At 74.6% G+C, this 23749-nt stretch carries 20 protein-coding genes; 14 read left to right on the top strand and 6 right to left on the bottom strand.

The window, feature by feature from the left end:
* The first annotated feature begins 49 nt into the window (after positions 1-49).
* The 8 genes from ACZ7BZ_RS20050 (at position 50) to ACZ7BZ_RS20015 (ending at position 12269) form a co-directional block, all read left to right on the top strand.
* Entirely contained in the window at positions 50-2020 is a 1971-nt protein-coding gene (locus ACZ7BZ_RS20050) for an ATP-binding protein (protein ID WP_470359419.1), read from the top strand.
* 55 nt (positions 2021-2075) lie between these two features.
* Entirely contained in the window at positions 2076-4433 is a 2358-nt protein-coding gene (locus ACZ7BZ_RS20045; RefSeq protein WP_470359418.1) for a hypothetical protein, read from the top strand.
* A 152-nt stretch (positions 4434-4585) separates the two neighbouring features.
* On the top strand, positions 4586-5239 hold the full coding sequence (locus ACZ7BZ_RS20040; RefSeq protein ID WP_470359513.1) for a DedA family protein: 654 nt from the start codon (positions 4586-4588) through the stop codon (positions 5237-5239).
* Positions 5240-5357: 118 nt separating this feature from the next.
* Positions 5358-7280 carry a threonine/serine exporter family protein gene (locus ACZ7BZ_RS20035; RefSeq protein ID WP_470359417.1) on the top strand — a complete coding sequence of 641 codons (1923 nt, stop codon included), beginning with the start codon at positions 5358-5360 and terminating at the stop codon, positions 7278-7280.
* Positions 7281-7406: 126 nt separating this feature from the next.
* On the top strand, positions 7407-8492 hold the full coding sequence (locus tag ACZ7BZ_RS20030) for a hypothetical protein (RefSeq protein WP_470359416.1): 1086 nt from the start codon (positions 7407-7409) through the stop codon (positions 8490-8492).
* A 244-nt stretch (positions 8493-8736) separates the two neighbouring features.
* Complete coding sequence (locus ACZ7BZ_RS20025; protein WP_470359415.1) at positions 8737-9990, top strand: C40 family peptidase; 1254 nt, start codon at positions 8737-8739, stop codon at positions 9988-9990.
* A 411-nt stretch (positions 9991-10401) separates the two neighbouring features.
* Positions 10402-10947, top strand: coding sequence for a GNAT family N-acetyltransferase (locus ACZ7BZ_RS20020; RefSeq protein WP_470359414.1), 546 nt, complete (start codon positions 10402-10404; stop codon positions 10945-10947).
* 41 nt (positions 10948-10988) lie between these two features.
* Positions 10989-12269: a GNAT family N-acetyltransferase gene (locus ACZ7BZ_RS20015; RefSeq protein WP_470359413.1), complete on the top strand. Its 1281-nt coding sequence runs from the start codon at positions 10989-10991 to the stop codon at positions 12267-12269.
* A gap of 81 nt (positions 12270-12350) precedes the next feature.
* Here ACZ7BZ_RS20015 and ACZ7BZ_RS20010 read toward each other — a convergent pair whose 3' ends face one another.
* The gene (locus ACZ7BZ_RS20010; RefSeq protein ID WP_470359412.1) at positions 12351-13151 is read right to left on the bottom strand and encodes a TetR/AcrR family transcriptional regulator; all 801 of its coding nucleotides are present in this window, start codon (positions 13149-13151) and stop codon (positions 12351-12353) included.
* A gap of 10 nt (positions 13152-13161) precedes the next feature.
* Positions 13162-13311, bottom strand: coding sequence for a hypothetical protein (locus ACZ7BZ_RS20005; protein WP_380462226.1), 150 nt, complete (start codon positions 13309-13311; stop codon positions 13162-13164).
* 32 nt (positions 13312-13343) lie between these two features.
* Here ACZ7BZ_RS20005 and ACZ7BZ_RS20000 point away from each other — a divergent pair, with 32 nt between their 5' ends.
* Positions 13344-13925, top strand: coding sequence for a GNAT family N-acetyltransferase (locus ACZ7BZ_RS20000; RefSeq protein ID WP_470359411.1), 582 nt, complete (start codon positions 13344-13346; stop codon positions 13923-13925).
* A 3-nt stretch (positions 13926-13928) separates the two neighbouring features.
* On the opposite strand, the gene ACZ7BZ_RS19995 is transcribed toward ACZ7BZ_RS20000, so the two are convergent.
* Positions 13929-14408 (bottom strand): macro domain-containing protein, encoded by a 480-nt coding sequence (locus ACZ7BZ_RS19995; protein ID WP_470359410.1) that lies wholly within the window; start codon positions 14406-14408, stop codon positions 13929-13931.
* Between the two features lie 9 nt (positions 14409-14417).
* Entirely contained in the window at positions 14418-15722 is a 1305-nt protein-coding gene (locus ACZ7BZ_RS19990) for an MFS transporter (protein ID WP_470359409.1), read from the bottom strand.
* Between the two features lie 117 nt (positions 15723-15839).
* On the opposite strand from ACZ7BZ_RS19990, the gene ACZ7BZ_RS19985 reads away from it, so the two are divergent.
* Positions 15840-16898, top strand: coding sequence for a LysR family transcriptional regulator (locus ACZ7BZ_RS19985; protein WP_470359408.1), 1059 nt, complete (start codon positions 15840-15842; stop codon positions 16896-16898).
* Between the two features lie 31 nt (positions 16899-16929).
* Here the strand turns inward: ACZ7BZ_RS19985 and ACZ7BZ_RS19980 are convergent, their stop codons facing one another.
* Positions 16930-17535: a YceI family protein gene (locus ACZ7BZ_RS19980; RefSeq protein ID WP_470359407.1), complete on the bottom strand. Its 606-nt coding sequence runs from the start codon at positions 17533-17535 to the stop codon at positions 16930-16932.
* A 214-nt stretch (positions 17536-17749) separates the two neighbouring features.
* Between ACZ7BZ_RS19980 and ACZ7BZ_RS19975 the strand changes: the two genes are divergently transcribed.
* Genes ACZ7BZ_RS19975 through ACZ7BZ_RS19960 form a run of 4 tightly spaced genes read left to right on the top strand, consistent with a single transcriptional unit; the run spans position 17750 to position 23145 of the window.
* Complete coding sequence (locus ACZ7BZ_RS19975) at positions 17750-20920, top strand: DEAD/DEAH box helicase (RefSeq protein ID WP_470359406.1); 3171 nt, start codon at positions 17750-17752, stop codon at positions 20918-20920.
* A complete protein-coding gene (locus ACZ7BZ_RS19970; RefSeq protein WP_380462219.1) occupies positions 20917-21120 on the top strand; it encodes a hypothetical protein in 204 nt (67 codons plus the stop codon). The genes ACZ7BZ_RS19975 and ACZ7BZ_RS19970 overlap by 4 nt, the downstream gene beginning before the upstream one ends.
* 26 nt (positions 21121-21146) lie before the next feature.
* Positions 21147-22028 carry an RNA polymerase sigma-70 factor gene (locus ACZ7BZ_RS19965; RefSeq protein WP_380462218.1) on the top strand — a complete coding sequence of 294 codons (882 nt, stop codon included), beginning with the start codon at positions 21147-21149 and terminating at the stop codon, positions 22026-22028.
* A gap of 34 nt (positions 22029-22062) precedes the next feature.
* A complete protein-coding gene (locus ACZ7BZ_RS19960; RefSeq protein WP_470359405.1) occupies positions 22063-23145 on the top strand; it encodes a DNA polymerase III subunit beta family protein in 1083 nt (360 codons plus the stop codon).
* A gap of 193 nt (positions 23146-23338) precedes the next feature.
* Here the strand turns inward: ACZ7BZ_RS19960 and ACZ7BZ_RS19955 are convergent, their stop codons facing one another.
* Complete coding sequence (locus ACZ7BZ_RS19955) at positions 23339-23707, bottom strand: hypothetical protein (RefSeq protein ID WP_470359404.1); 369 nt, start codon at positions 23705-23707, stop codon at positions 23339-23341.
* Positions 23708-23749: the final 42 nt, after the last annotated feature.

Below are 23749 nucleotides of genomic sequence, written 5' to 3'. Positions count from 1 at the left end.
CTTGGAAAGAAATGGTCGACAGATAGTCGCACTGGCACACTGGGTGCCCATGTCTGAAGGTGCCCCAACCGAACCCACCCCCGCCGACGACCTGCGCACCACCGAGGTCGACCTCGGCGGCCTGGTGAACGTCCTCGCCACCCACCTCTACTCCACCCCGCTGGTCGCCCTGCGCGAACTCGTCCAGAACGCCCACGACTCGCACACCCGCCGGCTCCTTGAGGACCCGGACGGTGACCACCACCCGCTGATCCGGGTGCGCGCCGACGCGGCCCGGCGGACCGTCTCCATCGAGGACACCGGCGCCGGCCTCACCGAGCCGGAGATCCACTCCTACCTCGCCACCGTCGGCACCGGCTACACCCGGATGCTGCGCGAACTGACCGGTAACCAGGAGCTGATCGGCGCCTTCGGCCTGGGCTTCCTCTCCGCCTTCTCGGTCGCCGACGAGGTGACCGTCACCACCACCTCGCACCGCGAGCCGAAGCGGGGCCACCGCTACCGCAGCCGCGGCGGCGAGCACTACCAGGTCGAACCGGTGCCCGCCCGGCCGCAGCCCGGCACCGTGGTCGAACTGGCGCTCAAGGCCGAGCACGCCCACCTCGCCGAGGAACAGGCGCTGCGCGAAGTCCTCGGCCGCTACTGCGTGTTGCTGCCCATCCCGGTCTACGTCGGCGAGGACGAACACCCCGTCAACTCCGTCCCGGTGCCCTGGCGCGAGCAGTCGTCGGGCGACCCGTACGCCGCCCGGATGGCCTTCGCCGCCGCCTTCGGCCGCCGCTTCGAACCGCTCACCGCCTTCCCGGTACTGCCCGTCCAGGCGGAAGGGGCCGGGGAACGGGAAGGAACCACGGCAGGCGCCACCGACGCGGTCGGCCTGCTCTGGGTCCAGGACGGCGGCACCTACGGCAGCAGCGACAACCGCGACCTCGCCGTCTACCTGCGCGGCATGCTGCTCGCCGAGGACGCCCGCGACCTGCTGCCCGGCTGGGCCGGATTCATCGGCGGAGTGATCGAGTCCAGCCGGCTCACCCCCACCGCCAGCCGCGAGGACCTCCAGCGCGACGAGCACTACCGCGCACTGCAACGGGCCCTCGCCGACGCCGTGGTGGACGGCCTGTACGAGACGGCCCGGCTGCGGCCCGCCGCCTGGCGCCGCATCCTCACCCGGCACGGCCAGGACCTGCTCGGTGCCGCGCTCTGCGACGAGCGGCTGTTCACCCTGCTCGCCGACGACGTTCCGGTGCCCACCTCGCAGGGCGACCTCACCGCGGGCGGCCTGCGGGCGGCCGGCGGGGGAGCGGTGCACGTCGCGCTCGGCAGCGGCGGCGGCTTCGAGGAGATGCTGTACCGGGCGATGCGGGTCCCGATCGCCCGCGGCGACCGCTACGCGGTGCTGCCGTTCCTGCGCCGCTACGCCCAGCTGCGCGGCTGCCGGGTGGTCGAGCTGGGCAGCGAGCAGGGCAACCGTGAACTGTTCCGCGACCCGGAGCGCCCGCTGCCGCCCGAGGAGGCGGCCTGGCTGTCCGGCGCCCTCGCCGACCCGGGTGAGCAGCTCGTCCCGGCCCGCTTCGACCCGCCCGGCCTGCCGCTGGTCCTGGTGCCGGACCGCGAGGCCGAGCTGAAGGCCCGGATCGAGGACGACCGGGCCGACGCCCGGATCCCGTCCGCCGCGCTCCGGCTGGCCCGGGCGTTCACCGCCCGCACCGACGGCGAGGTCAGGGCCCGGCTCTACCTCAATCTGGACTGCCCGGCCGTCCGGGACCTGCTCGCCGCCTACCGCACCGGGCACACCGGCAGCGCCACCGCGGCCGGGCTGCTCCGCTCGCTCAAGGTGATCATGGCGGCGGCCTCCGCCGGCTCCGCCGAGGGGGACCTCGGCGCCGCGCTGGTCGGCATCGGCACCGCCGTCTCCGCCCTGACCGCGGCCGTCCCGGCCGGCCTGCCGGACGTCCCGGACAGCCCCGGTGCCCTGCCGGACGCCCCGGACAGCCCCGGCGCCCTGCGGGACGACGCATGACGGGCGGACCGGCCGACGACAGCAGACCCATCAGCACGACGCAGGGGGAACGGACATGACCACCGACATCTGGGCCTGGGTGCGCGACACCCACCAGCAGCTGCGCGAGGCCGGCCACGAGCGGCTGGCCGACGCCGTCTACGAGCTGCCCGAGCACGCCACCGAGGGCCGCAACGAGCAGCTCGACGCGGTCTACCCGGAGGCGCTCGCCGCCGCCCGGGCCCTCGGCCTGCCCTGGGTCGAGGTCTACCTGCGGCACTGGCGGATGCAGAACCTGCTGAACGAGCGCCAGCAGGGCGAGTCGGTGCTGCCCGAGGCGGTCGACCTGCTGGAGTTCGCCCACCGGGAGGAGACCGTCGGCTGCCCGCAGTCGGTCTGCGTGGTGCAGGACTTCGCGATCTGCCACGCCCGGGTCGACGGCCCCGGGTACGTGGCGGAGCGCCTGGAGGTGGTCGGCGAGACGCTGGACCGGATCGAGCCCGGCCGGGCCTGTTACGACTGCCTCTCCCGCGAGTACTCCGACGCCCTGGAGGACGACGGTCGGGCCGCCGAAGCGCTCGCCCACCTGGACTCCGCCGCGGCCCGGATGCAGGCCGCGGGACAGCCGGTCTCGCTGCGCTTCCACCGGGCCCGGGCCGGCGCCCTGCACCTGCTGGGCCGGCACGAGGAGGTGCTCGCCCTGCTGGACACCACCGATCAGGCCGCCCGGGCCGGGCGCGAGGAGATCGACGAGAGCGACCGGCGCTGGGGTGCCCTGCTGCGGGCCCGCGCGCTCGCCTCGCTCGGGCGGACGGCCGAGGCGCTCGCCGTGCTGCCCGAGCGGGCCGAGGCCGAGCGGCACGCCGGCCTGCGCGAGACCTGGACGCGCACGGTCGAGCTGCTGGTCGAGGCCGGCGCCTGGGAGAACGACGCCGAGCTGGGCGCCGCGCTCGCCCGCTGGGTCGGCTACCTGGACGGCACCGGCTCGCACCGCCCGTGCGTGGACCTGTTGCTGGCGGCCGGTCGGCTGGCCGTCGCCCGCGGCGCCCGCACGGTGGCGCTCACCCTCGCGGCCACCGGGGAGCGCAAGCTCACCCGGTTGCGCCGTACCGAGGGCGTGGCCGAGGAGGTCGCCGCCCTGCGCGCGGCCGCCGAGGCGCTCCCGGTGCCCGAGCTGCCGGTGGGGCCCGGCGAACTGACGGCGTACCTGGCCGAGGCCGGGGTGCCCTTCGAGACGGGCGCCGACCTGCTCTCCGTCGCCCTGGACCGGTACCGGGGTGAGCCGGCCGGCGCCACCGCGCTGGTCGTGCTGCTCGCCGACGTGCTCGGCCGGCTCGGCCACGCCCGGGCCGCCGCCGACCTGCTGTGGCAGCGGCTGGACGCCGACCCGGGCGGCGAGGAACTGGTCGGCACGCTCGGCCAGGCCCTGATCGAGGCCGGTGACGACGAGGGGGTGCGCCGCCTCGCCGACCGGCTGGCCGCGACCAGCCCCTCCGACGCCCACTGGATACGCGCCCGCTGGGCCGCCGCCGAGGGCCGCTGGGCCGAGGTGCTGGAGCAGTGCGGGGCGATCCTGGCGCTGGAGGCGAGCCGGATCAACACCCGCCGACTGGCCGCGGCCGCCGCCACCGAACTGGGCGACCACGCCACCGCGCAGCGCCTCTACCAGGAGCTGCTGGAGCACGCCCTGCCCGCCGAGGAAGCGGGGGAGGAGCAGGCCCACCGGACGGTCCAGGAGGCCGACCTCTGGCACCTGATCACCGCGGCCAGCGCCACCCGGGACTGGGCCGTGGTCCGGTCCACCGGCGCCCGCATCGGCATCGAGTTCGACGAGCCCGAGGGCCCGGTGGACGAGGAGTGGCAGCTGGTCACCGTTCGCGCCACCCGCACCAACGGCACGACGGTCGACCTCCCCGCCGTCCGGACCGGCCCGGCCACCGCCCGGATCCTGCCGGTGCTGGGCGAGGACCTGACGCTCAACCACGGCGACACGGTGGTCTTCGCCCCGGCCCTGCTGGAGCGCCCGCCGGCCGACGACGCCCCCGAGCCGGAGCGGGCCGGCTGGCGCCCGGTCTTCGCCCAGCTGACCCTGCTCGACCCGGCCGGCTTCACCACCTACTGGATCGACGGCGCCTGGCCCGGTGACGAGGCCTGGGCCCGGTTCCGGGACGGACTGCGCTCGGCCGGCTTCGCGGTCTGGGCGTACAGCGGGGAGCAGTACCGGATCACCGACCCGGCACGGGACGGCGAGGAGCTGCCCGGCATCTACGCCGCCCTCGGCGTCCCGCCGACCGCCACCGCCGGGGACGCCGACGCGCTGCTGCACCGGCTCACCGCCGACTGGGCGCACCCGCTCGCCTGGCTGGACCTGGCCGAGGCGGCGGGTGCGGACCTCGACCCGCACACCGGGATCGTCCGGCGCTACGGCCTCTGAGCCGCCCGGTTCCGCCTGGCCCGGCCCGGCCCTCGCTGACCAGCACGGGCCGGGCCGGGCCGGGGAACCATCCCGCACCCAGGTGAGTCTTTGTCATTGCTTTACCATTGCATTGCCAAGACTCGACCTCCAGGAGCGCCAGCACCGTGACCGTGACCAGCCTCGCCCTCGGCCCGTCCTGGCTCGATCCGACCACCCTGATCTCGACCTTCGGCCTGATCGGCATCCTGGCCGTCGTCTTCGCCGAATCCGGTCTCCTGATCGGCTTCTTCCTGCCCGGCGACTCGCTGCTGTTCACCACCGGCCTGCTGGTGGCCGGCGGCACCTACCTGCACCAGCCGCTCTGGTCGGTGTGCGCGCTGATCGTGCTGGCCGCGGTCGCCGGGGACCAGGTCGGCTACCTCTTCGGCCGCAAGGTCGGCCCGGGCCTGTTCCGCCGCCCCGACTCCAGGGTCTTCAAGCAGGAGAACGTCGAGAAGGCCGCCGCCTTCTTCGACCGGCACGGCCCCAAGGCGATCGTGCTGGCCCGCTTCGTGCCGATCGTGCGCACCTTCACCCCGATCGTCGCCGGGGTGAGCAGGATGAACTACCGCAGCTTCGTGCTGTTCAACGTGGTCGGCGGGGTGCTGTGGGGCGCCGGGGTCACCGTGCTCGGCTACTTCCTCGGGCAGATCCCCTTCGTCCGGGACAACATCGAGGCCATCCTGGTCGGCATCGTGCTGGTCTCGGTGGTCCCGGTGGCGGTCGAACTGCTCCGGGCCCGCCGTTCCGGCGCGGCCGCCGCCGACCGCCGCCCAGCCGGGTAGGCGCCCGGCGTCGCCGCCGTGGGACGTCCCGTACATGTGCGTCGAGCTGTTCGATCAGGCAAGGTGTACCCGAGATCGAACGGTGGCCGGCGGCCACCAGGGGCGGCGAGGAGCGGAAGTGCCTAAGCGGGGCCGACCGGGTGCGGGCAAGCGGGCGAGGGGAGGCCGGGCGGTCCGCCAGGTGCGGCAGACCCCGCCGGAGCCGGTGCACCCCGCCGAGGCGCCGCCCACCGAGGGCCTGCTCGGCCACCCCGCGCCGGTCGTCGAGCCCGTCACCGTGGTGCCGCTCGTCCCGCCCGCCCCGGAGACCAAGGGCCTACTGTCCCCCGAGCCGGCGCCCGAGTCGGAGGCACGGCCGGAGCCGCACCCCGAGCTGACCATCGACCTGCGCCCCCGGGACGCGAAACCCGAGCACCCGGCCCCCGACCGCCCGGCGTTCACCGACCGCCCGACGGCTACCGACCGCCCGACGGCTACCGACCGCCCGACGGGGACCGGTCGCCCGGCCCGCCGCCGCTCGGTCGCCGAGGACACCCTCACCCCCGAGGAGTGGCGCGCGGCCGGCTACACCCCGCCCACCGGCATCCCGATCCCCGACCTGACCGCCGGCGCCCCCGGCGAGGCGCCCTGGCCGGACCGGATGCGCACCCTGCTGCGCACCCCGATGTCCGAGCGACCCGCCTTCGAGCGGACCGCCCGCGAGATGCACCCCTCCGCGGCCATCACCCGCAACGTCCCGCGCATCCTCGACCTGACGCTGCGCATCGGCGAGCTGCTGCTGGCCAGCGGCGAGGCCGCCGAGGACGTCGAGGCGGCGATGCTCGGCATCGCGCACGCCTACCGGCTTGACCACTGCGAGCCCCAGGTGACCTTCACCCTGATCGGCATCTCGCACCAGCCCTCGCTGGTCGAGCCACCGGTCACCGCCGACCGCGTGGTGCGCCGCCGCACCTCCGACTACACCCGGCTGAACGCGGTCTACGGGCTGGTGGCGGACATCACCGCGGAGAAGGTGACGGTCAACGACGCCTACCGCCGGCTCGCCGCGATCCGCCGCAACCGGCACCCGTACCCGTCCTGGCTGCTCGCCCTGACCACCGGTCTGCTGGCCGGTGCGGCGACCTTCCTGGTCGGCGGCCGGGTCGACGACAAGGCCTGGCTGGTATTCGCCAGCGCCTTCGTCGCGGCCGTCCTCGGCGACCGGCTGGCCTCCGCGCTGGCCAAGCGCCGGCTGCCGGAGTTCTACCAGTTCGTGGCGGCGGCGATGCCGGCCGCCGCGTCCGGGATCATCCTGTCCTTCAACGACTGGGGCCTGCGCGGCTCGGTGGTGATCACCGGTGGCCTGTTCGCCCTGCTGCCCGGCCGGGCGCTGGTCGCCGCCGTCCAGGACGGTCTGACCGGCTTCTACATCACCGCCGCGGCCCGGCTGCTGGAAGTGATCTACCTGGTGGCGGGCATCGTGATCGGCGTGATCATGATCCTCTACCTGGGCGTCGGCTTCGAGGCGAAGCTCAAGCCGGACGAGAGCCTGGCGGGCATCAGCTACCCGCCGGTCCAGATGACCGCCGCGATGGTGCTCACCCTGTCCTTCGCGATGCTGCTGCAGACCGACCGCCGCACCCTGGCGCTGGTCACCGTCAACAGCGGCATCGGCTGGGCCAGCTACGGCGCGCTGGTGTACAACGCGCACGTCAACCCGATCGCCGCGACCGGGGTGGCGGCCGGACTGGTCGGCCTGTTCGGCCAGCTGATGGCGCGCTACCGCAACGGCTCGGCGCTGCCGTACGTGACCGCCGCGATCGGCCCGCTGATGCCCGGTTCGGCGCTCTACCTCGGGATGCTCGCCTTCGCCCAGGGGCACTCCAGCACCGGACTGGTATCGGTCTTCCGGGCGGCGGCGATCGCGATGGCGCTGGCGATCGGGGTGAACCTCGGTGGCGAGATCGCCCGGCTGTTCCTGAAGCTGCCGGTCGGCGCCGAGCTCCCCTCGCTCTACCCGGCGGTGCCGCGCCGGGCGGCCAAGCGCACCCGTGGGTTCTGACCGCGCGTCGGGACCGGTGGCGGAGGCCGCGGCGGGCGGGGCGCGGGCTTCCGAGTCGGCGGGCCGTCGGGCTCCGGGCCATGTCATGGCAGGCAGGACGCAGGACCAGGAACGAAGGTAAGACCCATGACGACACTGCTGGACAGCTACCGCGAGCACATCGTCAACACGCAAAAGCAACCGCTGTTCCTGCTGCTGGTCGGCTTCATCACCGCCTTCGTCTTCATCCGGTTCAGCGTGCGGATGATCCGCGCCAAGGTGCGCTGGTGGCCCGGCAACGTCACGCCAGGCGGGCTGCACATCCACCACATGGTGTTCGGCCTGGGCTTCCTGCTGGTCGGCGGCATCGGGGTGTTCGCCACCTACGGCGGGACCCCGTGGATCGACTGGTTCGGGCTGGTCTTCGGCATCGGCTGCGGACTGGTGCTGGACGAGTTCGCGCTGATCCTGCACCTGGACGACGTCTACTGGAGCGAACAGGGCCGCAAGTCGGTGGACGCGGTGATCTTCGGCATCCTGTTCACCGCGCTGCTGCTGATCGGGTACGTGCCGCTCGGCGTGGTGCCCGGCGAGGACACCCGGTGGGGCCTGATCACCGTGATCTCGGTGAACGCGCTGGCCTCGGTGATCACCCTGCTCAAGGGCAAGGTGTGGACCGGCCTGCTCGGGATCATGGTCCCCGGCCTGTCCTGGATCGGCGCGATCCGGCTGGGCCGCCCCAACAGCCCGTGGGCCCGCTGGCGCTACGCCAAGCGCCCCCGCCGCCGGGCGCGTGCGCTCCGGCGCGAACGCCTGCTGCACCGGCGCGCGGACCGTGCGCGTACCTGGCTCTTCGACCTGATCGCCGGCGCGCCCGACAAGGTGCCCGCCAACCACCCGACCGCCCACCGGGTCGCCGAGCGGATGTCCGCCCGGGCCACCGCCCACCTCGACGCCCATGCCGCCCGGGCGCTGGCCCGCCGCCGGGCGCGCCTGGCCGACCGCCGCTCGGCGGCCGCCGCCGGGGCGGTGGCGCACCCGTCCACGCCGCACCCCCAGCCCGCCGAGGGGGCCTCCGACGGCGTCCCGGTCCGCGCGGCCGGGGCGCAGCGGCGCCGCCGTACGGTCCACGCCGGGCGCAGCCGGACGTACGCGGTCGGCCCGACCGGGCTGGAGCGCCGGCCCGGGCGACACCCCCGCCTGCGGACCAAGACCCGCCGGATCCGCCGGTAGTTCGTATACCCTGTGCGTCCGACCGGAGTTGACTCCCGATCGGATCATCGGATGGTCACCCGGCTGGCGGAGTGCGTTCGAGGTGTGAAAACCCGCGGAGTTGAGAACATGATCGGCGAGTGACCGTTCTGTCACGTGATGGGATGATTCGTCGGATCCCCGCCGCCTCGACCGCAGCCCCGGAGGCCGCGCGCCGCCCGGCCTCCGCCGCCGTCCCTCCGAACCCGATGAGAAGGGATGTCTCGTGGCGCGCAGGATCCTGCCGACCCTCCTGTTGTCCCTCACCGCCCTGCTCGGGCTGCTCCCCGCCGCCCCGGCCGCCGGCGAACCGCCCGCCGCCGGCCCCCCGGCCGGCCAGGACCCGTACCCCTCCACCGAGGAGATCGACCGCTCCCGTGCCGAGGCCGACGGCAAAGCCGCCTCGGTCACCGCCCTGGAGGCCGCGCTCGCCGGCGCGCGGGCCGAACTCGACCGGGCCGGACGCAGCGCCGAACAGGCCGTCGAGGCCTACAACGGCGCCCAGCTCGCCCTCACCCGGGCCCGCGCCGAGGAGAACGCCGCCAACCGGCGTGCGGCCGCCGCCGAGGCCGAGCGCACCGAGGCGGCCGAGGACGCGGCCCGGCTTGCCGCCGAAACGTACCGTCAGGGCGCCGGCGCCGAACTGTCCGCGCTCAATGCCCTGCTCGGCGCCCACGGCCCGCGCGAGGCGGGCGACCGCGCCGCCGTGGTCGGCGTGGTCAGCGAGCGCACCCGGCAGATCCTGGACGCCGCCACCTCCACGGCCGCCGCCGCCCGCAGCGCCTCCGCCGCCGCCCGCGCCGCCACCGGGGCCGCCGAGAAGGCCGCGGCCGAGGTCGGCGCGGCCAGGACCAGGGCGCAGCAGCGGCTCGCCGCCCAGCAGGGCGAGGTGGCCGCCGCCGGCAGCCGCCGGGAACGGCTGCTCGCCGAACTCGCCGCCGCCCGGAACACCACCGTCGAGCTGGAGCGCAAGCGCCGCGAGGCGCTGGAGGCGATCGCCGCCCGCGAGGCGGAGGCGGCCGCCCGGGCCGCCGCCGAACAGGCCGCCCGCGAAGCCGAGGCCGCGGCCGCCGCCAAGGCCCAGGCGGCACCGCCCGCCACCCGCCCATGGTCGGCCGAGGGCGCGGCCGCCGCCATCGCCTTCGCCCGGTCCAAGATCGGCCTGCCCTACATCTGGGGCGGCGAGGGCCCGGAGGGCTACGACTGCTCCGGGCTGACCATGATGGCCTGGCGCGAGGGCGGCAAGCAGCTCAACCACTTCGCCGCCGACCAGTACGCCCAGTCCACCCCCGTCACCTACCGCCAGCTCCGCCCGGGGGACCTGGTCTTCTGGACCGACACCGGCCGCTCCGCCGATATCCACCACGTCGGCCTCTACATCGGCGACGACCAGATGATCGAGGCCCCGCGCGTCGGCATGCCGGTCAAACAGGCCAGCCTCTGGATCATGGGCACCCCGGACTACTACGCCCGGCCCTGACCCCCGGTCAGCTCGGCGAACGGGGCGAGCGGAACCACGCCGTCCGCGGCCTCCGCCGGCTCCGGGTCGAGGGTGACCGAGGCGTCGGCGTGGAGCCGGGTCAGGGCCGGGTACTCGGCGACGAAGGTGTCGGGTGGCCGAGTTGCTCGGCGGCGGCCCGGGCGGTGGGCTGCAGGACGCGCTCGCCGGGCAGCCGGATCCGCAGGCCGCGGACCCTAGCCCGGTCGGCGTCCCGCCTGCTCAGCCCGCCCCGCCTGCTCAGCCCGCCCCGCCGGACCGCGCGGACAGCAGTCCGGAGCGCAGCAGTGCCGGGACCGGCAACCGGGGCCTCCGGCCGTCCCGCGCGGGCCCCGGGTCGATGTCCGAGGCCCGCGCTAGCGTGGCCGCTCCGACCACTCCTGAGGAGGCGCCATGCGCTTGCGGAACGTCGAAGCCGGCGATCTCGACCTGTACGTCCGGATGCGGTGCGACGAGGGGATGATGGCCGAGCTGGGCGGCCCGCTGCCCCGGGAGAAGGTGGCGGCACGGCTGCGCACGGACGCCGGGCTGGCGGCGGCGGACACCGCCTGGATCAAGGTGATCGTGCTGGACGACGGCGCCGGGGGCGGCGAGGTGGCGGCCGGGGTGGTCAACCTCTGGCAGGACGAGGAGGACGGTGCCACCGTCTCCGAGATCGGCTGGATGGTGCTGCCCGGCTTCCAGGGCCGTGGCCTGGCCAAGGCGGCGGTGCGCCGGGTGCTGGACGCCGCGGCGGCGGACGGCCGGTGGGGCGCGGTGCACGCCAACCCGGGGGTGACCAACGGCCCGTCCAACGGGATCTGCCGCTCGCTCGGCTTCCGGCTGCTCGGCGAGCGGGACGTCGACTTCGCGGACCGCGTCCTGCGCACCAACCACTGGGTGGTGACTCCGGGCGAGCACACCCGGGGAGCGGGCACGGGCCAATCGGGCACGGATTAATTGGGGTGCCGCCCCGGCGCCACCGCCCGTACGGTGGGCCGATGGGCAACAAGACCGATCACACGGTCGTGGAGACCGTCAGCGGACTCCAGGTCCGGGCCGTTTCCGTGGACGAGGTGGAGGAGTGGAACCGGGCGCTCAACTTCGGCTTCCTGCGTCCGCACGCGGGCATCGCGCCCGACCTGCGCCGCAGGCAGTGGGAGCCGGGCCGGATGCTGGCCGGCTTCGACGGGGACCGCCAGATCGCCACCTACCGCAGCTTCGACACCGAACTGACCGTCCCGGGCGGGGCCGTCGTCCAGGCCGATGCGATCACCAACGTCACGGTCAGCGCCACCCACCGCCGCCGGGGCCTGCTCAGCGCGATGATGCGGCGCGACCTCGCCTCGGCCGCCGAGCGCGGCTGCGCGGTCGCCGTCCTGGTCGCCGCCGAGTACAACATCTACGGCCGGTTCGGCTTCGGCCCGGCCACCTGGGGCTGCGGCTGGAAGATCGACCTGAGCCGCACGAGCGGGCTGCGCGAGGGACTGCCGGGCGTGCCCGGCGGCCGGATCGACTTCGTGACGCCGGCGGAGCAGCGCGAGCTCGGCGCCGCGCTGTACGAGCGCTGGCGGCGCACCCAGCCAGGCGCGATCGTCCGCGGCGAGATCTGGTGGGAGCGCAACACCCATGTGATCCAGGTGCCCGGCGACGACTTCAAGGAGCCGTTCACCGCCGTCCACCGGGACGCCGACGGCGAGGTCACCGGCCTGGTGATCTACCGGGTCGACAACAACTGGGACGGCGCCTACCCCGACGCCACCCTCACCGTCGACGAGTTCATCGCCCTCGACCTGCCCACCGCCGTCGAGCTGTGGCGCCTGGTGCTCAGCGTCGACTGGGTGCGCAAGGTCAGGGTCAAGGGCCTCGCCCCGGACGACCCGCTGCCGCTGCTGCTCCAGGACCCGCGCGCGGCCGTTCCGCGCGAGGACAACGGCGACCTCATGTGGCTGCGGCTGCTGGACGTCGAGGCCGCCTTCGGCACCCGGTCGTACGGCGCGCCCGGCCGGGTGGTGCTGGAGGTCGAGGACCGGCTCGGCTACGCCTCCGGCCGCTTCGCGATCGAGGTCGCCGAGGACGGCACCGGCGGCTGCGTCCGGACCACCGACGACGCCGACCTCGCCCTCGGCGCCTCCGAGTTGGGCTCGCTCTACCTGGGCGCCGAGACGGTCCCGAGGCTGGCCGCGGCCGGACTGCTCACCGAACTGCGGCCCGGTGCGGCGGCCGCCGCCGACCTGCTGCTGCGCACTCCGCTGCGGGCCTGGACTCCGACCGAGTTCTGAGTCGCCCGGCAGCACGGCGGCGGCCGGCCCGTGAACCCGCGGGACAGCCGCCGCCGTACCTCAACTCATCACCGCCGAGCCCTACTTGACGGCCGTCTTCCCGATCGTCGGCAGGATGAAGTCCTGGATCAGCCCCTTGGCGTCCCGCACGATCGGCCGGAACACCCGGTAGCGCGAGAGGTTGATCACCCGGGCGGCCATCGGCGTCGACCGCCGGACGAACTCCCTGGTCCGCTCGGTGTCCTCGGTCCGGTCGAAGACCCAGTAGAGCACCACGACCATCAGGTGCAGCCAGAGCACGTCCGGCAGCAACTCGACCAGTTCGGCGTCCAGCTTCGGCGCCAGCTCCGACCCCTGGAGGACGTCGCGGAACAGTTCGACGGCCGTCGCCCGGGCCGGGTGGGACTCGTTGGAGAACGGGCTCAGCGAGCTGGTCGGGTCCGCCGCGGTGCGGAAGAACTGCGCGGCGAACTCGTGGTACGGCGCGGCGGTGTCGAGCCAGGAGGTCAGCGCGATCTCCAATCGCTCGCCGAAGTCCCGGGTACCGGCCATCCGGATCCGGGCCTCGGCCGCGTGGTCGTGGGTCATCCCGTCGTAGAACCCCTGGATCAGGAATTCCTTCGCCGAGAAGTAGTAGTAGGCGTTGCCGACCGACACGCCCGCCTCGGTGGCGATGGCGCGCATCGTGGTCTTCTCGTAGCCCCGCTCCTGGAACAGCCGCATGGCCGTCTCCAGGATCAGCGCCCGGGTCGCCTCGCTCTTGTCGGTCTTGGGCTGGGCCCGGCCGCCGGGCATGGGCCCGCCGTCCGGGCCGGGTGCGGCCGGGGCGCCGGCCGCACCCTTCTCGTCGTCTGGTCGGTTCGTCGCTGCCAGGTCGTCCACGGGCACGAGCCTAGCCGGAGACGAGGTTCCACCCGGTGTCGGTGCTGTCGGTGCTCGCGGCACCGGATGCCCCCTCCGCATCCGGTGCCGCGCACACCGCCCCCATGATTTCGAACGCGTTCAAAAGCTGGGTGGAACTGTAGACGTATCGGTTGAACATGTTCAACTCCATCTCTGTGGGAGGCTCGTCACATGACCGGTTCAGGACGGATCACCATTCGGCACGGCGGAGCGCAGGACGCCGTACGCGTCGCGGAGCTGCACGCCGAGAGCTGGCGCACCAGTTACCGAGGGATCGTCCCCGACGAAGCGATCGGGGACGGGCTGGCCGCCCAGCGGCGCGAGCTGTGGGAGCTGCGCCTGACGGTCGACTACGGGACGCCGGAGAACACGCCCGTGTTGCTGATCGCCGAACGGGCCGGCGAGCCGGCCGGGTTCGTCTATCTGGTGCCGCAGCCCGACGGCGGGGTGCTGGTGGACAACCTGCACGTCCGCCCGGGCCTCACCGGCGGTGGCATCGGCCGCGAACTGCTGGCCGCCGCCCGCGCCGAGGTGGCCGAGCGGCACCCCGGCGCCGGGCTGTACTTGGAGGTGCTGCGTGCCAACACCCGCGCGGTCGCCTTCTACGAGCGCGAGGGCGGCGTGCGGATCAGGGCACAGGAGGGCGTGTTCCCGGGCGGCCATCTGCTGCCCGAGTACGTGTACGCCTGGCCGGCCGCGACCGAAGCCGGGACTGAAGCCGCCAGCACGCCCGGGAGCGCGCTGAGGCCGTAGACCTCAGTCGACGTCGTAGACCGTCACCGGCACGCCGCGCGCCGTCAGCCGGGCCGCCACCAACGGCTCGACCTTCGCCCAGCGCCCGCCCGCCAGTCCGCAGCCGATCCGCGGCATGTGGACGGAGGCGCCGAGTTCGAGCGCGCGCTCGCCCAGGGCGGCCAGCCCGGTGTCGATGGCCTCGTACCGCACGGGCACTCCGGTGGAGCGACCCGTTCGGATGCCGCGCTGGCCGACCAGGTTGGCCACCCAGACGTACGGCTCGACCCGCACCAGCTGCAGGCCGCCGAGGCCGAAGTCGTTCTTCGCCCGCTCCCGGTGCCAGCGTCGGAACGCCGCCTCGGGCTCGGGCCAGCGTCTGGAGAGCGCGAGCACGAAGCCCTTACCCCAGCCGCCCAGGTCGTTGCATACATGCGCGATCACCTTCACGCCCTTGCCCTGGGGCGCGGTGGCATCGCCTCGGACGTAGGTGATTTCCGCCATGCCTAGAAGTTAGACGGAGGCACTGACAACCCGCTCGGCATTTTCCCGCGCACCGGGTCCGCCCTCGGGACCGCCGTCGGGTCCGCTCCCGGGGCCGCCCGCGGGAACGCGCAGGTGGCGCCGCCCGGCCAGGGCGATCAGCAGGGCGAGCACGGCCGCCCCGGCGGGCAGGGCGTAGCCGGTGCCGGGCGCGGTGTGCTCGGCGAGCGCTCCGGCGAGCGCCGCCCCGGCCGAGATGCCGACCACGATGCCGGACACCGCCACCGCCATTCCTTCGTTGAACTGCCGCTGCGGCAGCAGCTCCTGGACCAGCGTCATGCCGGTCACCATGGTCGGTGCGGTGGCGGTGCCCGCCGCGAACAGCGCCGCCCCGAGCGTCGGCAGCCCGGCCCCGCCGAGCCGGGCGACGAGCGGCAGCAGCAGCACCCCGGCCATCGCGGCCGCCCCGAGCAGGAAGCGGACGCCGGGTGCCCGACGCGGGGTCAGCAGCCCGAACGCCAGCCCCGCCACGCAGGAACCGGCCGCCACCAGGGCCAGCAGCGGGCCGGCCGCCGCCCGGTGGCCGAGTGCGTCGGTGTAGGCGACGGTGGTGATCTCGGTCGCGCCGAAGACCATGCCGGTGGCGAGGAAGGTCAGCGCCAGGACCCGCAGCCCGGGCGCCCGCAGTGGGGAGCCGTGCCGGAGCCCGGCCGGAGCCCGGGCGGGGAGCGGCGGTTCGGTGCGCCGCTGGGCGGCGAACAGCAGGGCGCCGGTGGTGCCGAGGGTGCCGGCGGTGAGCAGTCCGGCCTCCGGGGCGAGTGTGGTGCAGAGCAGCATCGCGAGCACCGGCCCGGCCATGAAGCACAGTTCGTCCAGGGCCTGCTCGAAGGAGTTGGCCAGGTGCCGGGCGGCCGGGTCGTCCCGGTGCAGGTGCGCCCAGCGGGCCCGGGCCATGCCGCCCAGGTTGGGCGCGGCGGCGCAGGCGGCCCAGCAGGCGTACAGCGTCCAGTCCGGGGCGCCGAGCCGGACGCAGAGCAGCAGGGCGGCGAGCGGGACGGCGTTGTACAGCGCGGCCGGCACGGCGACCCGCGACTGCCCGTAGCGGTCCACCAGGCGCCCGAGCAGCGGCATCCCGATCGCGCCGGCGGCCAGCCCGGCCGCCGAGACCGTCCCGGCCAGCGCGTACGAGCCGCGCCGCTCGGCGAGCAGCACCACCAGCGAGACGCCGTTCATCGACAGCGCGAGCCGCCCGAGCACCCCGGCCAGGGTGAAGGCGATGGCGCCGGGGGCGGCGAACAGCCGGCGGTAGGAGGCGAGGAGGGCACGCGGGGGCAATCGGGCTCCTGGGGCACAGGGCGGAAGGGGGATGTGCCAAGCCTCGGGCGATCGCAGGGCGGGCGTCCAACACCCGTTCCGCCCCACCCACAACACCGTGTTGTTAATCTGCCGCCCATGCCCCGTGACCTGCACCCCCGACTGCTCCGCGGCTTCGTCGCGACCGCCGAGACGCTGCACTTCGGCCGGGCCGCCGAGCGGCTGTACGTCGCCCAGCAGGCGCTCAGCCGGGACATCCGCACCCTGGAGGGCCTGCTCGGCGACGCCCTGTTCACCCGCACCACCCGCAGCGTCGAACTCACCCCGGCCGGGCACCGGCTGCTGCCCCGGGCGCGCCGGCTGCTCGCCCTGCACGACGAGATCCTCGCCGAGGCCCGCTCCGGCGCCGCTGCCGCCGCCCGGCCGCTGCTGCTCGACCTCAACAGCGACGTCACCGGCCCGGACCTCACCGCCGACCGGGTGCTCGAACGGGCCCGCGCCGCCTGGCCCGAGGGCGAGCTGCTGGCCCGCTTCCACGGCGGGCTGGCCGCGGCCGCCACCGAACTGCTGGCGCACCGGCTGGACGCCTCGTTCGGCCGCTTCGCCGGGTTGCCCGCCCAGCTGCGCGGTCAACTCGCCCAGTTTCCGGTGCGGTTGGAGCGCGTCTCGGTGATGATGGCGGACACCCACCCGCTGGCCGGCCGCCCGGTGCTGCGGCCGGCCGATCTGGCCGGGCACCCCGTCGACATCTGCGCGGGCAACCCGGCCACCACCGAGTGGGCCGACCTCGGCGCCCGGCTGCTGCGCGAACACGGCCTGACCGCGGCCGAGCCGTACGTCCCGCCGGTGGGCCTGGACGAGACCGCCCGCTACCTGGCCAGGCACGGCGACCCCATGCTGACCACGGTCGGCGGGCCGAGGATCCCGGGGGCGGTGAACGTGCCGCTGGTGGAGCCGGTGCCGCTGAGCCTGGTCAGCCTGGTCCACCGGCCCGGCGAGCACCACCCCGGGCTGCGGGCGCTGGCCGACGCGGCGGGTGCACTCGGCGCGGCCGAGGACTGGCTGGCCCGCCCGGTGGGCAGCTGGCTGCCCCCGGCGGACGCGGCGCTGGTCGCAGCCGTACGGAACACCGCCGCGCAGGGCACTGCCGTACGGAACGCCGCCGCACAGGACACCGCCCCTGCCTCGGGGGGATAGGCAGGGGCGGTGGCTTGGGGGAGCGGCCGGGTCAGGCCGCCTTGACGGCCGAGATGTCGAAGCTGAGCTTGACCTTCTCGCCGATCAGCACGCCGCCGGTCTCCAGCGCCGCGTTGTAGGTCAGGCCGAACGCGGTGCGGTCGACGACCGTCCGGCCCTCGAAGCCGACCCGCTCGGCACCGTAGGCGTCGGTGGCGCTGCCGGTGTAGTCGAGCTCCAGGACCACCGGGCGGGTGGTGTCCTTGATGGTCAGCTCGCCGGTCATCCGATAGGAGTCGTCGCCGATCGCCTCGGTGGAGGTGCTGCGGAAGCGGATCTCCGGGTAGGTCTCGGCGGCGAAGAAGTCGCCGGTGCGCAGGTGCTCGTCGCGCTGGGCCTGGTTGGTGTCGATGCTGCCGACCTTGATCACCAGGTCGGCCGAGGAGTTGCCCGGGGCGGCGCCGTCCAGGTGCAGCTTGCCGTCGTACTCGGTGAAGCGGCCCTTGACGTTGGTGACCATCGCGTGGCGGACCGAGAAGCCGATCTCGCTGTGGGTGGCGTCGATCGTCCAGTCGCCCGTGAGGTGGGAGAGGTCCGGGCCGGCCGGGGTGGGGACGGTGGCGGGTGCGGCGGTCTTGGTGCGGTTGAACAGGCCCATGGCTCCTCCTCGGATTCGAAGCCATTTGTTTAGGCTTCAACTTCTTGGCTCTACCGTACGACTCTTTCGTTCAAGTTTCAACCACAACCCCCGACGAACCCTCCCGATCACCCGAACGGCCCCCGGCCCGGCCCGCCCAGCCGCCCGACGGCCACTGTCCGACCACCCGGCTAGGCTGCGAAGGACGGTTCCCACCCGCCCCGAGAGGCCCCGCATGTTCGTCCTGCACGCACTCTGGCGGGCGGACGGACGGCTGGCGCTCTGGGCCGAGGACGCCCGCGCCCACCCCGGGGCCGCCGAGCCCGGCCCCGACCGGCCCACCCCGCGCGCCCACCCCTACGCCTGCCCGGCCGCGAGCCTGGCCGCCCTGCTCGGCGGCATCGGCCCCGGCCTCGGCTGGCTCGCCGGCCAGGCCCCCGAACGCTGGGCCACCCTGCTGCTGCCCACCGTCGGCGCCCTGCCCGCCCCCTCACCCGACCTGCCCGTCGCCCCGCCGCGCGGCGGCGCCGTCCTCACTCCGTGGCGGGTGCCCGCGCTGCTCTTCGACGCCGGCGCCGCCGCCCAACTGCTCGGCGAGGTCCACGACCCGGACTGGGCCGTCGCCGACGCCGACCTGCCCGGCACCGGCCGGGTCGAGGTGGTCTACGGCCCCTCGCTGCGCTGGCTCACCGGGGTGCACGACCTCGCCTGGCGGACGGTCGGCCGGGGCCGGGTGCTGCCCCTGCCCGTCCTCGACGACGGCCGCCCCCGGGCCCGCTGGCAGCCCGACCCCACTCCGGCCGGCCGCCGCGAGGCCGCCGCACTCGCGGCCGGCTGTCCACCCGTCCTGCTCGGCGAGTGGCCCACCGGCGTCGGCACCGGCGAGGCACTGCTGGACGCCGCCCTGGCCGCCCTGGTGGACGCCGAGGCCCGCGCCGCGCTGACCGAAACCCCCTTCCCCGACCCCGGCCGGGGCGCCGCCGGCCACTGGCTGCACGCCCTCACCACCCCCTCCGGCGAGGTCGAAGCCCCGCCCGAGGACCTCGCCGAGCTGCGCCGCCGGATCGACGACTGGTACGCCACCGCCCAGCCCGCCGATCCCGCCCTGCGCCTCTGTTTCCGCCTGGTCGAACCGCTCGGCCCCGCCGACGACGACCCCGACGGCCGCCCCTCTGACGATTCCTGGCGGCTGGAGTTCCTGCTCCAGGCGGTCGACGAACCCTCCCTGCTGGTCCGCGCCGCCGACGTCCACGAGGGCGGCCCGGCCCACGCCGCCCTCGCCCGCAAGGCCGGGCGGAGCCCGCAGGCCCCAGGCCCGACCGACACCCTGGTCGCCGAACTCGCCCGCGCCGCCCACCGCTGGCCCGCCCTGGACGGGCTGCGCCACCGTTCCCGCCCGTCAGCCCTCCCGCTCGACCGCTCCGGCGCCCTCGACTTCCTGCGCACCGCCGCCCCCGCACTCGCCGAGGCCGGCTTCGGCGTCCTGCTGCCCGCCTGGTGGCGCCGCCGCCCCCGACTCGGGCTCGCCCTGCGCGCCACCACCCCAGCCGCCCCCGGCACCCTCGCCGTCACCAGCCAGGTCGACCGGGACGCCGTGGTCGCCTTCCGCTGGCAGGCCGCCCTCGGCCCGGACGGCACCCCGCTCACCGAACGGGAACTCGCCGAACTCGCCGCCGCCAAACAGGGCCTGGTGCGGGTTCGGGGCACCTGGCTGGAGGCCGACCCGGACCAGATCGCCGCCGCGCTCGCCTTCCTCACCGAACAGCGCGACGGCCTGCTGGCCGCCGCCGACCTGCTGCGCCTCGCCCTCGACCCGGAGGCCACGGTCGCCGGACTGCCGGTCACCGGCGTCCGGGTGGACGGCCCGCTCGGCGACCTGCTCGCCGGCGCCGGCGCCACCCCCGCCCGATCCTCCGCCCAACCCCCCGCCCTGCCAGCGGACTTCCACGCCGAACTGCGCCCGTACCAGCGGCGCGGACTCGCCTGGCTGGCGACCATGTCCCGGCTCGGCCTCGGCGCCGTCCTGGCCGACGACATGGGCCTCGGCAAGACCGTCCAGACCCTGGCCCTGCTGGCCTCCGAACAGGCCGAACAACCCGGCGGGTCCGAACCCGCCCCCACCCTCCTGGTCTGCCCGATGTCCCTGGTCGGCAACTGGCAGCGCGAGGCCGAACGCTTCGCCCCCGGCCTGCGCCGCCACGTCCACCACGGCGCCGGCCGCCTCGCCGCCGGCCAACTCGCCGAAACCGTACGGGGTGTGGACCTGGTCATCACCACCTACGGGCTGGTGCAGCGGGACTTCGCCGCGCTGCGCGCGATCCGCTGGCGCCGGGTGGTCGCCGACGAGGCGCAGCACATCAAGAACACCGGCACCGCCCAGTCCCGGGCGATCCGGGCACTGCCCGTCACCGGGCACCGGATCGCCCTGACCGGCACCCCGGTGGAGAACCGGCTCGCCGAACTGCACGCCGTCCTGGACTTCGCCAACCCCGGTCTGCTCGGCCCGGCCGAACGCTTCAAGGAGCGCTACGCGATCCCGGTCGAACTGCACCGCAGCCCCGAACGCACCGCCGAACTCCGGCGCCGTACCGCCCCGTTCGTGCTGCGCCGACTCAAGTCCGACCCGGCGGTGGCGGCCGAGTTGCCCGCCAAGCAGGAGATGACCGTCTGGTGCAACCTCACCGCCGAACAGGCCGGCCTCTACCAGGCGGTGGTCGCCGACCTGCTCCAGCGGGTCGAGGGCATCCGGGGCGTGGAGCGGCGCGGCACGGTGCTGGCCGCGATCGGCAAGCTCAAGCAGGTCTGCAACCATCCGGCCCAACTGCTGCACGACGGGTCCCCGTTGGGCGAGCGATCGGGCAAGGTCGCCCGGCTCGCCGAGCTGCTGGAGGAGGCGCTGGCCGAGGGGGACCGCACCCTGGTCTTCACCCAGTACGCCGAGTTCGGCACCATGCTCCGCCCGTACCTGGAACGCCGACTCGGCGAGGAGGTGCTCTACCTGCACGGCGGCGTCCCCCGCACCCGCCGCGAGGAACTGGTCGAACGCTTCCAATCCCCGGGCGGCCCAAGGGTGTTCCTGCTCTCGCTACGGGCCGGCGGCACCGGCCTCAACCTGACCGCCGCCAACCAGGTGATCCACCTGGACCGTTGGTGGAACCCGGCGGTCGAGGAGCAGGCCACCGACCGCGCCTTCCGGATCGGCCAGCGCCGCGACGTCCAGGTCCGCCGCCTGGCCTGCGTCGGCACCGTCGAGGAGCGCATCGACGAACTCCTCACCGCCAAACGCCGGTTGGCCGAAACCGTGGTGGGCGCCGGCGAACACTGGCTCACCGACCTGCCCACCGAAGCGCTGCGCGAACTGGTCGCCCTCACCCGCGAGGACGCCGTTGCCGAGGAGGACGCATGACCGACCAGCCACCGCCCCCCAGGACCCCGATGGTCAACGTCGCCGCCTACTGGCGCGGCGACTTCACCCTGCGCCCACAACCCCCGGCCGACGAACCCGACGAACCCTCGCTGCACCGCCTCGGCCGCTCCGGCATCACCGTGCACGGCCGCGACCTCGCCACCCTGCTCGCCCCCGCCTACCAAGCCTTCCGCTCCTAGGACTTCCCTGCGGTAGCGTCCGGAGGGTGACCGACACCCTCGACACCCGGCTCGCCGACTTCGAACAGCACCGGCGGATGGTCTTCGGCATCGCCTACCGGATGCTCGGCAGCGTCGCCGACGCCGAGGACCTGGTCCAGGACACCTGGCTGCGCTGGAGCCAGGTCACCGACCCGGTCGCCAGCCCGGCCGGCTACCTGGCCCGTACGGTCACCAACCTCGCCCTCAACCGCCTCGACTCGGCCGCCGTCCGCCGCGAGGCCTACGTCGGCCCCTGGTTGCCCGAGCCGCTGGTCTCCGAGCCCGACGCGACCGACGGCGTCGAGCGCGCCGAGAGCGTCTCGCTCGCCCTGCTGGTGGTGCTGGAGAGCCTCTCCCCGCTGGAGCGGGCGGTGTTCGTCCTCAAGGAGGCCTTCGGCTTCTCCTACCAGGAGATCGCCGAGGCCCTGGACCGCACCGAGGCCGCCTGCCGCCAGGTCGGCAGCCGGGCCCGGGCGCACGTGCGCGCCCGCCGCCCCCGCTTCGACGCCCCGCCGGAGCTGCGCCGTCGGGCCACCGACGAGTTCCTGGCGGCCTGCGTCGGCGGCGACCTCAACCGGGTGCTCGCCCTGCTCGCCCCCGACGTCACCAGTTGGAGCGACGGCGGCGGCGTGATCCGCGCCGCCCTCCGCCCGGTCACCGGCGCCGAGAACGTCGCCCGCTTCATCCTCGGCGTGCTCCGCCAGCTGGGCGAGACCGCGCAAGCCCGCCCGGTCCTGGTCAACGGCCAGCCCGGCCTGCTGATCACCGTGGACGGCGCCGTCGACTCCGTCTCCGTCCTCGACTTCACCGAGGGCCCGGACGCCACCCTCCTGGTCTCCGCCGTCCGCGCCGTCCGCAACCCCCACAAGCTCACCCACCTCGCTTGACCCTCGACCAGGTCGAGCCCCGAGAGTCATCGGCATGGAGAGCGAGCTGCACAGCATCGGCGAACTGGCCCGCGCCAGCGGCCTGGGCGTCGGCACCCTGCGCTACTACGACGGCGCCGAGGTGCTCACCCCCGCCTGGGTCGACCCGCAGACCGGCTACCGCTGGTACCGGCCCGGCCAACTCGCCGACGCCCGGCTGCTGGCCCGGCTCCGCCGGGTCGGCCTGCCGCTGGCCGACATCCGCGCCGTCCTGGCCGGTCACGGGGCCCAGCGGGTCCTCGACGCCCACCTGCGCCGGCTGGAGGACGGGCTGACCGACGCCCGTCGCGAGCTCTCCCTGATCCGCACGACGATCGAGCAGAGGGAGCACCCGATGACCACCACCCCCGCCGAACTGCGCCTCACCGTCCGCGCCGACGGTCTGGCCGCCGCCCTGGACGCGGTCCGCTTCGCCGTCTGCGGCGACCCCGAACTGCCCTCCCTCGCCGGAGTCCTGTTCGAACCGGACGGCCCGGTCCTGCGCCTGGTCGCCACCGACCGCTACCGGATGGCCCTCGCCGAACTGCCCGCCACGGGCGCACCCCAGCGGCCGACCCCCGGCACCACCGTCCCCACCGCCCTGGTCGACGCCCTGCGCGCCCTGCTCCCCGACGGCCCGGCCGAGGTCACCCTCGCCCTGGGCGGCGGCACCTTCCGCGCCGAGACCGGCGGCCACCGGATCGAGGGCACCACACCCGACCTCGACTACCCCGACCACCGCGCCGCCACCCGCCTCGATCCCCAGCACCGGATCACCCTGCCCGCCGCCGACCTCCGCGCAGCCATCGAAACCGGCGCCACCCGCACCCTCCCCTCCGGCCCGCACGGCGCCGACTGCCAGGTCACCGTGCTGACCCTCACCGAGGACGGCCACCTCACCGTCACCGACGACCCCACCCCCGACGACCGCCACATCGCCCTCAACCGCGACTTCCTCCTCGACGCCCTCCAGGCCGCGAACCCCGAACAACTCCTCCTCGAACTCGGCGGCCCCATCGCCCCGCTCGCCATCCGCACCCCCGGCCGCGCCGGCACCTACTCCGTCCTGATGCCCATCCGCCTCCCCGAACCCGTCTGAGGCAACGCCTGCGCGGACCCTCCGCACGAGGATCCGGACCCCCGACGGCGGCCGACCCCCCCCGGAACCGCCCCCGGCGCCACCCACCCTCCCGAGAGCCCACCTGTCCGGTCTCAGTAGAGGTAAACCATGCTGGGGCTGTGGCCAGCGGTGGTTCAGATTGAGTGAGACGCGGTGTCGGCCGTCGTCTCACTCAATCTGATACCTGAGCGCCCTGGGTTGCCTCGCGCTCGGCGGTGAAGTCGTCGAGAAGCTGGAACAAGACCTTGATCGCGTGCTGCTCGTCCTCGGGCGGCAGGTTCGAAATGTCGTCCCAGCCGTCCGGGAGTGCGATGTGCAGGACCTGCCCTGGCCAAGCGTGACTGCAATCGCGGCCTCGGCGGGCGACGAGCCAGTCGTGCCAGCCGGCGAGTCCGTATCCGCTGTGCCGGACGGCGTGCTGGTCATAACCGGTCAGGAAGGCAGTCAGCAGGTGGAAGGAGGTCTTGCCGACGAACATGCCTGGCCGTTGGCCGACACAGGCGAAGTACTCGCGTTCGCTCATCTCCGAGAGCTGTTTCATGTACGCGAGCCTAATGATCGTGTAGACAGCGCCCGCTGCTCG

The organism is Kitasatospora sp. NPDC036934 (assembly GCF_055608425.1).
The sequence above is the reverse complement of the archived record's forward strand: the minus strand, read 5'-3'. Positions and strand labels throughout refer to the sequence as shown.

Coding starts and splice junctions, on each gene's coding strand:
- ACZ7BZ_RS20015 (WP_470359413.1), top strand. CDS start 10,989: ATGGGCAACAAGACCGATCACACGGTCGTGGAGACCGTCAGCGGACTC.
- ACZ7BZ_RS19955 (WP_470359404.1), bottom strand. CDS start 23,707: ATGAAACAGCTCTCGGAGATGAGCGAACGCGAGTACTTCGCCTGTGTC.
- ACZ7BZ_RS20045 (WP_470359418.1), top strand. CDS start 2,076: ATGACCACCGACATCTGGGCCTGGGTGCGCGACACCCACCAGCAGCTG.
- ACZ7BZ_RS19960 (WP_470359405.1), top strand. CDS start 22,063: ATGGAGAGCGAGCTGCACAGCATCGGCGAACTGGCCCGCGCCAGCGGC.
- ACZ7BZ_RS19975 (WP_470359406.1), top strand. CDS start 17,750: ATGTTCGTCCTGCACGCACTCTGGCGGGCGGACGGACGGCTGGCGCTC.
- ACZ7BZ_RS19995 (WP_470359410.1), bottom strand. CDS start 14,408: ATGGCGGAAATCACCTACGTCCGAGGCGATGCCACCGCGCCCCAGGGC.
- ACZ7BZ_RS20050 (WP_470359419.1), top strand. CDS start 50: ATGTCTGAAGGTGCCCCAACCGAACCCACCCCCGCCGACGACCTGCGC.
- ACZ7BZ_RS19970 (WP_380462219.1), top strand. CDS start 20,917: ATGACCGACCAGCCACCGCCCCCCAGGACCCCGATGGTCAACGTCGCC.
- ACZ7BZ_RS20030 (WP_470359416.1), top strand. CDS start 7,407: ATGACGACACTGCTGGACAGCTACCGCGAGCACATCGTCAACACGCAA.
- ACZ7BZ_RS19985 (WP_470359408.1), top strand. CDS start 15,840: ATGCCCCGTGACCTGCACCCCCGACTGCTCCGCGGCTTCGTCGCGACC.
- ACZ7BZ_RS20020 (WP_470359414.1), top strand. CDS start 10,402: ATGCGCTTGCGGAACGTCGAAGCCGGCGATCTCGACCTGTACGTCCGG.
- ACZ7BZ_RS20005 (WP_380462226.1), bottom strand. CDS start 13,311: ATGTTCAACCGATACGTCTACAGTTCCACCCAGCTTTTGAACGCGTTC.
- ACZ7BZ_RS20000 (WP_470359411.1), top strand. CDS start 13,344: ATGACCGGTTCAGGACGGATCACCATTCGGCACGGCGGAGCGCAGGAC.
- ACZ7BZ_RS19980 (WP_470359407.1), bottom strand. CDS start 17,535: ATGGGCCTGTTCAACCGCACCAAGACCGCCGCACCCGCCACCGTCCCC.